This is a genomic window from Rhodonellum psychrophilum GCM71 = DSM 17998 (genome assembly GCF_000381545.1).
Lineage (GTDB): Bacteria > Bacteroidota > Bacteroidia > Cytophagales > Cyclobacteriaceae > Rhodonellum > Rhodonellum psychrophilum.
The window spans coordinates 57,910-71,611 of record NZ_KB906687.1 but is presented as its reverse complement, the minus strand read 5'-3'; the positions used below and the strand labels follow the sequence as shown (position 1 = coordinate 71,611).

The window sequence follows — 13,702 nt, the reverse complement described above, 5'->3', positions numbered from 1 at the left end:
GAAAGATAAAAAGTTTGGCGTTCAAATGGAAGATGATTTTCACATATTGGTCAATAAGTACGATTTGGAAAAGAGGGAATTCCGACTTTGGGGATTTTCAGGATATACCGACTTAAAACATTGCTTCAAATTTCACTATTGAAATGCATTGTCGTAGATGTGGCAAAACAATTTCTTTATTTTCCAGTATATTTCCACAAAAAAGTATGTTTGAAAAAAAGTCGGCTTTTTGGGGATTGGGATTATCGGCGGTTATTTCGCTGATGCTGTTGCTTCTCAGGCCTCAACTGCTTTTTGATTATGATTTTGAGAGTTTTTTCCCTTCGGATGATCCTGAGCTTGCCTTTTACCAGGATTTCAGGGAGCGGTTTGAAAATGACAATGACTATTTACTGATTGCCCTCGGCAATTCTTCCGGCATTTTTGAAAAGGGTTTTTTGGAGAATGCCTCTCGGTTTCAATCCGAACTCAAAAAACTTGAATTTGCAGAAAGGGTCATCTCTATTTTAGATCTGGAAGAATCCATTATCAATCCTTTTGGGATAGTGAAAAGAAAGGTGCTGGACTGGTCCGACGCACTGACGCTGAGCACCACTTCTGAAAGGGTATTGAAAGATCCGCAATTTTCCGAAAACTTAATTAGTAAGGAAGGGGACTACTTGCTGATAATTTTAAAAAACAAACAGTTGATCACCAAAGAAGAGGGGGATCAGCTATATGGCTCGGTCAAGCAATTACTTGAAAATTCCGGTATTGAAACGTACTATTCAGCAGGTAAAATCAAGGCGCAAGGGGAGTTTGTGAGCCTTCTCCAAGCCGAATTTGCTTTTTTTCTCGGGATTTCATTCCTCCTCATCATCGTGGTTTTATACCTTATCTTTAGGACATGGTGGGGAATACTTGTGCCTGTTTTTGTCTTGGCGACGGGAATTGCCTGGACCATTGCCATCATGATGTTGCTCGGAAAACCACTTGACATCATGTCAGTTATGCAGCCCACAATATTGTTAGTCGTAGGATTGAGCGCAATGGTGCATTATCTCACTTTCTACTTGACCCAATTGCGGAATGGCTTACCCAAAGACAAAGCCATTCACGCCACTTTTTCTGGTCTTTTCTTGGCAATTTTCTTGACATTTTTAACGACTTCACTTGGCTTTTTTTCTTTGTATGCCACCTCTGCCGTGAGTCTGAAGATGTTTGGGCTATTTTCGGGCCTTGGGGTTTTACTGATGTTTTTGAGTGTGGTCTTGATCACTCCTGGATTGTTGTATCTGTTGGGTCCCCTTTCTTCGGTGTCCAGGGACAAGTGGGTTGAAAATTGGAGAATTGGTCTTAGGATAAGTTTACTCCTGACCCTTGCCAACAGGAAATTGGTGGTGATCGGATTTGGGCTGGTTTCGGTCCTCTCTCTGATTGGCATTTCCCAGCTTCAAATCAATGGCTATCTCTTGGATAATCTTCCCCGAGACCATAAATTGGTGGAGGAGTTTAATTTTTTTGACCGCCAGTTTGGTGGATCCAAACCTTTGGAGATTTCCCTTGAAGTTGGCGAAAAGGCAAAAACTCTTTTGGATCGGGAAGTTTTGGAGGAGATTGTGGTGTTGGAAACCTTTTTGCACGATAAATTTTCTGTGAGAACCATAATTTCCCCACTTACGCTTGTCAAAAACATAAACAAAGCCCTAAATGGTGGGAATGTGAATGCATTCCGCTTGCCCAGTCCGGGTCAAATGTTGCTGATATCGTCCAATGTGGAGATGGCGTTGGAAAAGGCGGGCCTAAAATTATTGTCTGAAGACAGGAAATCGGGACGTTTGTCTTCAAGAACTTCCGATGAGGGAAGTTTAAAGAGCAGTATTTTAAAAAAAGAATTGGAAGATTTTTTGAAATCTGAAATCAACAGCGATTTACTGAAAGTCAAACTTACCGGAACCTCGATTCTTATAGACAAAAGTCATGAGACGATCACCTATCAGATGGCAAAGGGCTTGGGAATTGCTTTTGTTTTGGTCGGTTTGGTCATTGGTTTTCTGTTCAGGTCCTGGAGAATCTCCTTACTGGTGCTCCTGCCCAATGTGATACCATTGCTTTGGATGTGTGGCGTGATGTGGCTTTTGGGGATTGAACTCAAGTTGACCACTGCCATCGTTTTCACGGTGGCCTTTGGGATAGCTGTCGATGACAGTATCCATTTTATGACAAAACTTCAGAGTGAATTGAAAAAGGGGAAGTCATTGCTCTATGCGATCAAAAGGACGTATTTGGAAACAGGGAAGGCTATAATATTGACCACGCTCATCCTTGTTTCCGGTTTTTCAATTTTGATTTTCAGCGATTTTGGGGTCACCTATTTGGCAGGTCTTCTGATCAGTATGGCCCTTGTTTTTGCTTTGCTTTCGGATTTGTTGTTGCTTCCGATCTTGCTTTTGCCCATGAAGAAAATTTTTGATTCAAAAATCAATCAATCCTCCAATTGAATTTCTTTACTCAATTTATTTGGCCAGGAGAAAGTTGCAGATATTGGATAATGATCTGAATAATCTACCTCTCGATGGGTTTTAAAATGTTCGATTTGTAGATCTGAGTCATAAAAGATATTGTCAATTCTAAGGAAAAAAAGAACCTTATTGTAAGTAAATCCAAATCCCTTACCGGCATCTTCAAAAGCGTTTCGCATTATTTTCCTCAGGCTGAAATAGGTGTAGCTGTACGGAACGTCATTGAAATCGCCCATCAAAAGATTTATATATGGGCTGTTTTCCATGTGTTCCATCAAAACCCCCAATTGCGTGGCTCTGATGACTTGTCCATTTTTTAGTTTGCTGAGTGTTTCTCTGTAGTTTTCTTTGATCCCTTCAATGTTATTCAAACCCTCGGAAGGGATGTTCATGGATTCGAGGTGGGCATTGTAGATGCGGATGGTATCTTTATTGACCTTGATATCTGCGAATATCACTCCGTTGTTTCTTCTGGTTTCGAACACCCGACCTTCATTGATGATGGGATATCTACTGAAGATGGCCATTCCATAAGACCTTTTGGAAGGAATTCCCTCGATTGTTTGATAGGAATATTCATATCCATTATCATTTGCCAGTTGCTTGATGGCATTTCTGGATGGAGTAGTGAAGTCCTGGTAAAACTCCTGGAAGCATTTGATGTCAGAGGGGTTCTCTTTCAACCATTTGATGATGTTTTGACGGACAATATTTGGGTCTTCACCATTTCTGGTATAGGAAAGCAAATGAAGATTATAACTCAAGACCGAAAGTCCCTGAGGATTTTCCTGTTGTGGTCGTATTTGAAAAGTGATGCCAATGAATTTCCACCCGATAATCACGGCGATCAAGGGAAGTAAGGCCAATTTTCTTTTTGCCAACAACAAGGAAAGAAACAAAACTGCGTTGACGACGATCAATGGCGGAATCAGCAGGGTTAGCAATCCCACATACGGGAAGTATTCAGGGGAAATATTGACGCTAAAAAATAAACCCAAAGAGAGCAAAAATATTATACCTGTTATCAATCGCATCATGCGTACCTAAATTTTTTACGAAATTAAATTTAAAACCTGCCTAATCCAAACCACCTTGATTGAAAAGGATCTAGGCTCAAGCACCAACAAAAGGAAAAACCTCCAAAACCAGTTCATTTTTGGGGAATCGGTTTTGGAGGGTTGATTTTATTTGATCAGAATCAATTCTTCTTGAGGATTGATCAAATAACGTGCTCCATCTTTGGTTACCACCGCCGTTTCTTCCACGGAGATGGTCTTGGTGCCGCCATTTGGCAGTTTCCAAGCATGGAATCCGTCAAATGCAAAAAGCATTCCTTCTTTTAAGGGCTTCATGGCTGCGGGTCTCACGGAAGGGTCCGGTAATAGGCCGCCACCCAAATTGGGACCGATGTCATGTGCCACATATCCCACGGGATGGCCAGTACTCCACATGACAGGTTCGGAGCCTCTTTCGGCCATCCATACCCTTTGTGCTTTATCCACTTCATATCCCAATACACCGGGTTTCATGGCTGCCAATGCGATTCTGTTTCCTCCCTTTGAAGATTCAAAATAAAACGTAACAGAATCTGGCGCAGTGGTTTCTTCAGGTCTCAACACATAAGCGAATCGTTGGATATCTGACACCCACATATCATAGACACGGATACCAAAATCCGTCTGAATGATGTCCCCAGGCTGGATTACTTTGTCAGTAGCATGTGAATGTCCGCGGTCAATTCCTGAATTCACGCTTGGGTTTTGAGCAGGGGACCAACCGTCTTTTACCCCGTATTGTTCCATTTTCTTTTTCAGGAATTTGGCGATGTCTGCATCTGTGGTTTTTCCGGGGACGACTTGCTGGTAGGCCTCATACTGCCATTTGGAGGTGAGTTCGGCGGCTTTAGTCATGATTTCCACTTCTGCGGGGAGTTTGATGGACAGCCATTCATAAAGAAGTTCTTCTGAAGAAACCAATTTGGAAGATTCTGTACCCAAAGTGGCTTCCAGTTCCTTTCTTTGTGTATAACTCAATCCGTCAGCCAGCTCATTTTCCTCGGAGCTGTTTATGGCAATTTTATTGAATTTTTTGTTTTTGATGAAATTTCCTGCATCTAAAATCGCAGAATTACCGCGCGCCACGGGAAGGACTTCATCATGGATTTTGAGTTCTGCCAAAGCGGTCATTTCTCCCACAGGGGAAAAAACTATTGATTTCGCTTTTTGATTTTCGAGATAAAAAAGGAACAGGGCAGTACCTCCAGCATTCTCTCCCCCCACATGGTGTGCTATCGGATCATTGTTGTTTTCCCGACAAACGATTATCCACGCATCCACACCGGCAGCTTCCATGGCTGCTGGGAGAAGCTTTTGAATTCTCTCCTTCCGGATTTCTGGCCATGGATTTGGACCTGAAAATGGATTGTCAAAGGTCTCCATTGTCTTGTGATCCGATTTGGACTGGCAGGCCATGAACAGTCCCAACATCAAGAAAAAAATCGCCCCTGGTTTCAATTTATTTGTTTTGAACATTTGTAAATGCATTTATTTTAAAACTTTGAATTTGATGGAAAATTAACAACATCCTTTTGGGAATAGAAAGCTTTTTTTATAACATTCCTTTAAATATCCATTTAAAGGTTCTTGGAAGTGGAAGGAAGTTTTAGGGAGAGTGTTTGTGTAATCAAGGATTTGGATTGAATATAAGAATTGATTTCAATTTTTTTTTTATATTCGGGCAAATAAATAGTTGAACATATGAAAAAACCAAATGCATTGATGTTGTCATTTTTGTTGACAGGGTCGCTTGTTTTCTTCGGCTGTGGTGGTGAAAAAAGCACCGAGACTGAATCCGCCGGTACCGAAATGGAAGGAATGGATACAGAAAAAAAAGCCTCCCAAGAGCAAAGAGCAAGTCCACTTAGGGAAATAGCAGGCAAAATTGGAGATAAGGATTTGAAAATTCAATATGGAGCGCCTTCCGTAAAAGGAAGAGTTGTCTGGGGAGATATCGCACCTTACAATGAGGTTTGGAGAACAGGGGCAAATGAGGCCACATTTGTAGAATTCTCAAAAGATGTACTAGTGGAAGGGAAAGAGCTTCCTGCTGGAAAATATTCGCTTTTCACCATCCCAAAGGCTACAGGTAAATGGACCGTTATTTTCAATTCCGAGTGGGATCTGGAACATGGACATTTTCAGTACAAGCTGGAGAATGATGTGTTAAGGGTGGAATCTCAACCTATCTGGGAAGAAAGTAGCCAAGAGCAATTGACCATCGCCATCGAAACCCCGGGAATAGTGGTGAGATGGGAAAAATTAAAATTACCAATTGCCATTCAATAGCAGCATGATATCATTGCCAAGCCCTTTCCCAACCAAGGAAAGGGCATTTTTTTATAAAGATTTGAGTTGTCGAGATTTTTTTAGTTATTGACAGCAATTTCAATTTGTCTTTGAAAATCTCCAAACGTTTATTATGAGGTATTTGGTCTTCATTTTGGTCTTATTGATCACGGTCTGCTTGGCAGTAGCCATTTCTTTTCAATTTGGATCCATTCCACCGTTGGGGAAATTATTGGATCCCCATCACGGTTTTTGGCAAAATGCATACAGTGAGGATGAAATTTCAGATTCTGAAATAAGGCTGGTAAACCTCAAGGAATCGGTTGAAGTGATTTATGATGAAAATTTGATTCCCCATATTTTCGCTCAAAATGAGGAAGACCTTTTTAGGACCCAAGGTTATGTCACCGCACAGCACCGACTTTGGCAAATGGAATTCCAGACCATGGCCGCAGCTGGACGGCTGTCTGAAATCGTGGGAGAGAGAGCTTTGGAATTGGACAGAATGACAAGGAGAAAGGGCTTGACATATGGGGCCGATCTGGGGATGAAATTTATCCAAGAGAAAGACATTGCCACATTCAGGCTTTTAGAGGCATATGCTGACGGGGTGAATCAATATATTGCCCAAATGACGGATGCAAGAATGCCATTGGAATACAAAATCTTAAATTACCGACCAGAACCATGGACTGCTTATAAGTCAATTTTGCTTTTGAAGTACATGACGGATATGTTGGTAGGTGACCAAGATTTGCAATACACGAATCTGAGGGAGCTAATCGGTGAAGATTTGATCAATAGGCTTTTTCCGGAATATCCTGACAGCAATGACCCTGTGATCGAACAGGATAGAAAATGGGATTTTGTGCCTTTGGAAGTAAAAGTCCCTGAGGACATGGTTTATCCAGATGCCAGTATTTTTTTGAAAACAATGCCCAATCCCGAGCCGGGAATTGGTTCCAATAACTGGGCTGTCTCCGGCAAAAAGACAAAAATCGGTCATCCGATATTAGCCAATGATCCGCATTTGGGACTTAATCTTCCATCACTATGGTTTGCGATGCAACTGACCACTCCCTCTCAAAGCACAAAAGGGGCAACATTACCAGGGGCTTTGGGTGTGATTTCGGGTTTCAATGAAAATATCGCTTGGGGAGTAACCAATGCCACCAGAGATGTAAGGGATTGGTATGCCATCCAATTCAAAAATGAGAAAAGAACGGAATATCTCTATAAGGATGAATGGATTGCCAGTACTCTAAGAATTGAAGAAATCAAAATAAAAGGGCAAAATCCCTTTATGGATTCGGTGATATACACCCACCATGGCCCTGTGGTTTATGATAAATCCTTCAGGTCTGGGAGATTGGACGTGAATTTCGCCCTCAAATGGACCCTTCACATGGAATCCAATGAGCAAAAAACCTTTTTGCTTCTGAACAAAGCCATTGATCACTCAGATTACGAAAAAGCACTGAGCCATTATACCGCTCCTGCCCAAAATTTTGTCTTCGCTTCAAAGTCAGGAGATATCGCCATGAAGGTCCAGGGCAAATTTCCCTTGAAATGGAAAGGACAGGGCAAGTTCCTGATGGATGGGAACGACCCCAGGTTTGAATGGCAGGGTTTTATCCCGAACGAACAAAATCCTTCCACCCTCAATCCTATCAGGGGTTTTGTTTCCTCGGCGAACCAAAACTCTGTGGACCCTTCCTATCCCTACTATGTTTTTGACAACGGATTTGAACAATACAGAAACAGAAGGATAAATTCAAGATTGACGGAGCTGTCCGACATCACGTTGGAGGATATGAAAGCGCTTCAATTTGACAACTATTATCTCCATGCCTCCGAGGCATTGCCGGTGATGCTAAACCTTTTGGAAATAAAAAATCAAGATGTAGAAAATCCTAAAGCAAATAAATATTTGGATCAATTGAAAAACTGGAATTTCTACACACATCCAAACCAAACCGAGCCAGCGCTTTTCCAGGTTTGGTGGGAACATTTGCACAAAGGAATCTGGTCAAAATGGGAGAGGGAAGGGATTTCTATTGTCTTGCCCAATAATTACGAAACCACCAAATTATTGAAAAATGAACCACTTGACCTGCTTTTTGATGATCCAGAAACCCCAGATGTGGAAGTTGCCACTGACGTGGCGACAAAGAGTTTTGAAGCAATGGTCGCTGAAATCGAGGCTTGGGAAAAGGAAAACGGTGAATACAATTGGGCCAGTTTCAAAGGAACCTCCATCCAACATTTGGTTCCGGACTTCAAATCCTTCAGCGCCGAAAATGTGTACACAGGTGGAGGGAGGGGCATTGTAAACGCTACTTCGGAACGACATGGTGCAAGCTGGCGATTTGTCGTCGAAATGGGGGAGGAAATAACCGCTTTCGGGATCTACCCTGGCGGACAATCCGGAAATCCAGGAAGCAAGTATTATGACAATTTCTTGAAAAAATGGGCGAATGGAGAATACGTGGATTTCAATCTCCGAAAACCTGAACACAAAGAAAATATATTGTTTACCACTACATTCAATAAATAACACATGGCCAAGTTTTTCTTGCTTTTACTGATTACTGCTTTGATCGTTTATTTTTTAGGACAATTTCTACCCTTTTGGGCCTTGATGATTTTGATTGCTGGGCTCTCGTTTTTTGTTGGAGGAAATTCAGGAACCTCCTTTTTGGGAGGTGGGATTGCGTTTGGGGGAGTTTGGCTGGTGATGGTTTTGATGATTTCCATCCAGACCAATTCAGGACTTCCCGATAAAATGGCTGCTCTCATGGGCCTGACCAATCCCCAGCTGTTGTGGCTTGTTACCACCATTCTCGGGTTTTTGTTGGGGGGATTCAGTGCCCTTACCGGTAATCTGTTCAAAAAAACCATTCATTCCAAAAGATTGGAAAAACGACCACGTTACTAACCACAAAACCATGGTCATCAGTGATCCAGCAAAATATGTAAAGGCACAAATTTTTATTGTTTTAATTCAATATGCCCTCTAAGATAAGTTTAGATTAAAAACCATTGATTAAATTTTGCTTTATATAAGGTATCGAGTACTTTTGTTGCTCATTTTGAAGCGTCTATTTTATGTTGGATTCATTGATCACATCTAAAACCAGATTGAGATTGTTGATAAAATTTTTTATCAACGAAAACAATCATAGTCATTTGCGTGGCTTGGCGGAGGAATTTGGTGAATCCACCAATGCAATACGGAAAGAATTGAATAATCTGACTGAGGCAGGGTTTTTGATTAAACAGGCTGAAAAAAACAAGATCGAATACAAAGTCAACACGCTTCACCCTTATTACTCCAACATTCAGAATATCATCAGGAAATATATTGGCTTGGACCAATTGGTAGAGACTGTATTGGAAAGATTGGGAAATGTGTCCTTGGTCGTCCTTACGGGAGATTATGCGATGGGGAAAGATTCGGGAACGATTATGATCGATATTTTCGGGGAAAACCTGAATATTGAATATTTAAAAAACCTAAGTCTTAAAATCGAGACGATCATCCATAAAAAAGTTGAGTTCAGTATCAAATCTGGAGATCCCGATCCAAAGGGTCTGGTTTTATTCAAAAAGCCAGAGTAATGTATTAAATTTTGTAATTGACATTGATTTTATTGTAATTCGACCACTTTAATAGGCACAATATTGTGACTGAAAGGGCGAAGCTGTAATTACATTTTAAACACAATAAAACTCGTCGCGAAACAATAATGATGAAATTCTTTTTTATTTTGTGAAATAATGGAAAGAATCCATTAGAATAAGAACCAGTATGACCTTTAAACAATTATTTACCACTTTGATTTTCATTTTATTTTTTCAATTGTCTATGGGCCAGTCCCTATCAGATATTCAGAATTTAAAAGTGGACAACCTTTCAGATGCACAAATAGAGCAATTGATCAAAAGGGCAGAAGCTTCTGGAATGAATGAAATGCAGCTCACAGCAGCCGCAGCGGAAAGAGGCATGCCGATTTCAGAAGTGACCAAGTTGAGGAGAAGAATTGAGGAATTGCGAAGTGGGAAAAGAACTGGGAAAGAAACCCAAGCAGGAAGTGTTCAACTCAGAAATGCGGAGGGTTTCAATATGGACCAGTCAATCTTTGACTCCTTGAGGTATTCCGATCCCTATTATGACTTGACGCCCACACAAAAGAAAATTTTTGGCTTTAAATTGTTTCATAACAGGGATTTAACTTTTAATCCAAGCCTCAATATCCCAACTCCACAGACGTATGTTATTGGGGCGGGAGATCAATTGTTGATCGACGTGTATGGCGCATCTCAAGAGTCCTATGATGCGACGGTTGGGCCCGAAGGGAAAATCTTGATCGCCAACGTGGGGCCAATTGAAGTCGGTGGCGCAACGATTCAGGCAGCAACCGCAAGAATAAAAACGTCCCTAACCAGAATTTATTCGGGCATGGGAGGGAGCAATCCCAATACCTTTGTAGACATCCGACTGGGGAATATCAGGTCTATTTCTGTTTCAATGGTGGGAGAATTGTCCAAACCTGGAAACTATATTTTGCCTTCTTTTGCTTCGGTTTTCAATGCCTTGTTTGCCGCGGGCGGCCCCAATGAAAATGGTTCTTTCCGAAAGATTCAAGTGTACAGAAACAACAAACTTTTAGCGGAGGTGGATGTTTACGATTTTTTGACAAAGGGAAATTCGAGCAAGGTAATGCTGAAGGACAATGATGTGGTGATCGTCCAGCCCATCCAGCACAGGGTCGAAATAAAGGGGCCTGTCAGAAGAGAAGGGCTTTTTGAAATCAAGCAGGGTGAAAATATAGAAGATCTGCTGAGGTTCTCCGGAGGGTTTTCCAGTTTGGCTTATAAAGAACGCATTACAGTGAGAAGGACCACCAAAGACCAAATGTCGGTGGAAGATATTTCCTCTGATAAATACAGAGGGTTTTATCCAAAAGATGGAGACGAATTCACTGTGGGAGAGATTTTAAATCGATTTGACAATAGGGTCCAGATTTCAGGAGCGGTCTATCGCCCCGGAGAATACTCTATCCCCAAAGGAGGTATGGGCGTCAAGGAATTGGTGTCTAAAGCTGAAGGCTTGATGGGGGATGCTTTTTTGAATAGAGCGATTTTATATAGGACCAAAGATGACCTCACCCTAGAGGCCACGTCCGTTGACATTCAGGGAATCATTGAAGGAAGTGCTGAGGATATTCAATTGCGGAGAGAGGATGTATTGAGCATACCGAGTCGCTATGATCTCAAAGAGGATTACTATATTAAAATCAGTGGAGAGGTCAACCAAACAGGGGCATTTGCCTATGGCGAAAACATGACTGTTGCGGATTTGGTGATGAAAGCGGGGGGCTTTAAAGAGTCTGCTTCCAATTCCTACATTGAAATAGCAAGAAGAGTCAGGAATGACATTACTGGAAAGGTAGCAGAAATCATCAACCTTCAAATTGATTCCAACTTGAAAATTAAACCTGAGGACAGTCAATATTTATTGCAGCCCTTTGATCACGTATTTATAAGGAGAAGCCCGGGATTTCAGAGGGAAAAAATAATTAAGGTGGAGGGGGAGGTCTTTTTTCCCGGAGATTTTGCCTTGAGTAATGCCAATGAGCGAATTTCTGATCTTATCAAGAGGGCAGGTGGAATCAATCAATTTGCCTATTCAAAAGGTGCCACCCTGATCAGAAGGACCGAATATTACAAGGGGAGTACGGAGAATGAAATAAAGGAAGAAAATCTCACTGCTGTCAGGGAGAGACTGGAGAATGAGGATATCAAAATAAATGAGGCGGAGAAGATACTTTTGGAAAGAATTTCAAAAAAGCTTGATGCGCAAGAATTGGAAAGATTGAAAGAGCAGAAGAAAATCGATCAACAAATTATTTCTACTGATTTTAGGGCGGACAGGTTGCAGGATCTTTCCACAAACGAAACCTCAGGGATCAAGATTGAATTGAAAGAACAGGAACTGGTAGGAATCAACCTTGAATTTATTTTGGCCAATCCTGGCTCGTCCAATGATTTGATTTTGCAAGAAGGGGATATCATCAGCATTCCCAAGGAACTGCAGACTGTAAGAATGAGGGGGCAGGTGCTTTTTCCGACCACAGCAAGGTACATGACCGGTAGGGGTTTCAAAGCCTATATTTCAAAATCCGGAGGTTTTAGCGAGGAGGCAAGAAGGAGCAAGTCCTACGTGGTATATGCCAATGGTGATGTAAAAAGGACAAGAAGATTTATGTTTGTAAAATTTTATCCCCAGATTGAACCGGGGGCAGAAATAATAGTGCCTCAAAAGCCGGAAAGAACGCCCCTAGGTCCTCAGCAGTGGGTTTCTATAGGTACGGGATTGGCTACGCTGGGATTGGTCATCACCCAGATAGTGAATCTCACGCAATAACAGTCAATACAAAATGGAATATGGTTTTTTTTAAATAGTTTCACAGAATAAAAAAGTCTTAAATATCGAATGGTATGAAAATAACTGTAGTAGGAACAGGATATGTTGGGTTGGTATCAGGCGCTTGTTTTTCGGATGTCGGAATTGAAGTAGTTTGTGTTGATATCGACCAAAAAAAAATTGAGGGTTTGAGAAATGGGATCATGCCTATTTACGAGCCGGGATTGGAAGGATTGGTCAACAGAAATTATAAAAGTGGGAGATTGCAGTTTTCCACCAATTTGGCAGAAGCCATTCAAGGTTCCGATGTTGCTTTCATAGCCGTAGGAACACCTCCAGGCGAGGATGGTTCTGCAGATTTGAAATTTGTACTTGGAGTGGCCGAGGAAATTGGCCGACACATGACCGATTACATCGTAGTGGCTACCAAAAGCACTGTTCCGGTGACCACAGGTGAAAAAGTAAGGGCTGCCATTAAAGCAAGTCTCGAAAAAAGAGGGGTGGATTTACCCTTTGCAGTGGCTTCCAATCCAGAATTTTTGAAAGAAGGAGCGGCCATTGAGGATTTTTTGAAACCGGATAGAATAGTGATTGGCGTAGACGATGAAAAAGCCGAAGAAATCATGAAAAGACTCTATAAGCCTTTTCAGCTCAGCGGAGATCGTTTGATCTACATGGATATCCCTTCAGCAGAAATGACCAAATACGCATCCAATGCCATGTTGGCTACCAAAATTTCTTTTATGAACGACATAGCCAATCTTTGTGAATTGGTGGGCGCCAATGTCAATATGGTAAGAAAAGGGATTGGAACGGATCAAAGAATTGGGAATAAATTCATCTACCCGGGAGTCGGGTATGGTGGTTCTTGCTTCCCAAAAGATGTAAAGGCCATCGTGAAAACTGGGAAACAATACGGATACGAATTGAAAGTACTTCAGGCTGTTGAAGAAGTGAATGAAGCCCAAAAACATGTATTGGTCAATAAGATCAAAAAGCATTTTGGGGAAGATTTGTCGGGGATGACTTTTGCAATGTGGGGATTGAGTTTCAAGCCCAATACCGATGACATGAGAGAAGCACCCGCAGTGGTGATAATCGAAGAATTGATAGCGGCAGGTGCAAAGGTGAAAGCCTATGACCCCGTAGCCATGAAGGAAGCCAAGGCGCATTATGTAGGGGACAAGGTGACTTATTGTAAGGATGCCTACGATGCTTGTGTGGATGCCGATGCTTTGCTGTTGGTGACCGAATGGTCTGAATTCAGGATTCCAAGCTGGGAAGTTTTAGGTAAACTTTTGACCAATAAAGTGGTTTTTGACGGAAGAAACATCTACGACAGGGAATACTTAAAGGAATTGGGATTTCAGAGTTATGGAATTGGCGTCAATTGACCAGTATTCATGAATAAGAAACAATTATGGTTG

Annotated in this window: 9 protein-coding genes; 7 read left to right on the top strand and 2 right to left on the bottom strand. The window is 41.6% G+C overall.

The window, feature by feature from the left end; genetic code table 11:
* Positions 1 to 206: 206 nt before the first annotated feature.
* Positions 207 to 2,480: an efflux RND transporter permease subunit gene (locus tag F824_RS0118815; protein WP_019599487.1), complete on the top strand. Its 2,274-nt coding sequence runs from the start codon at positions 207 to 209 to the stop codon at positions 2,478 to 2,480.
* Here the strand turns inward: F824_RS0118815 and F824_RS0118810 are convergent.
* On the bottom strand, positions 2,465 to 3,535 hold the full coding sequence (locus F824_RS0118810) for an endonuclease/exonuclease/phosphatase family protein (protein ID WP_019599486.1): 1,071 nt from the start codon (positions 3,533 to 3,535) through the stop codon (positions 2,465 to 2,467). The two genes, F824_RS0118815 and F824_RS0118810, sit on opposite strands and share 16 nt — an antisense overlap.
* Positions 3,536 to 3,685: 150 nt before the next feature.
* Positions 3,686 to 5,032: a M24 family peptidase gene (locus F824_RS0118800; protein WP_236613170.1), complete on the bottom strand. Its 1,347-nt coding sequence runs from the start codon at positions 5,030 to 5,032 to the stop codon at positions 3,686 to 3,688.
* Positions 5,033 to 5,257: 225 nt separating this feature from the next.
* On the opposite strand from F824_RS0118800, the gene F824_RS0118790 reads away from it, so the two are divergent.
* From F824_RS0118790 to F824_RS0118765, 6 genes are all read left to right on the top strand, one after another.
* The gene (locus F824_RS0118790; RefSeq protein WP_019599481.1) at positions 5,258 to 5,845 is read left to right on the top strand and encodes a DUF2911 domain-containing protein; all 588 of its coding nucleotides are present in this window, start codon (positions 5,258 to 5,260) and stop codon (positions 5,843 to 5,845) included.
* 133 nt (positions 5,846 to 5,978) lie between these two features.
* The gene (locus F824_RS0118785; protein ID WP_019599480.1) at positions 5,979 to 8,402 is read left to right on the top strand and encodes a penicillin acylase family protein; all 2,424 of its coding nucleotides are present in this window, start codon (positions 5,979 to 5,981) and stop codon (positions 8,400 to 8,402) included.
* 3 nt (positions 8,403 to 8,405) lie between these two features.
* Positions 8,406 to 8,783: a hypothetical protein gene (locus F824_RS0118780; RefSeq protein ID WP_019599479.1), complete on the top strand. Its 378-nt coding sequence runs from the start codon at positions 8,406 to 8,408 to the stop codon at positions 8,781 to 8,783.
* Positions 8,784 to 8,992: 209 nt separating this feature from the next.
* Positions 8,993 to 9,466, top strand: coding sequence for an ArsR family transcriptional regulator (locus F824_RS0118775; protein ID WP_236613171.1), 474 nt, complete (start codon positions 8,993 to 8,995; stop codon positions 9,464 to 9,466).
* A gap of 190 nt (positions 9,467 to 9,656) precedes the next feature.
* Entirely contained in the window at positions 9,657 to 12,275 is a 2,619-nt protein-coding gene (locus F824_RS0118770) for an SLBB domain-containing protein (protein WP_019599477.1), read from the top strand.
* Between the two features lie 74 nt (positions 12,276 to 12,349).
* Positions 12,350 to 13,669: a UDP-glucose dehydrogenase family protein gene (locus tag F824_RS0118765; RefSeq protein WP_019599476.1), complete on the top strand. Its 1,320-nt coding sequence runs from the start codon at positions 12,350 to 12,352 to the stop codon at positions 13,667 to 13,669.
* Positions 13,670 to 13,702 lie beyond the last annotated feature (33 nt).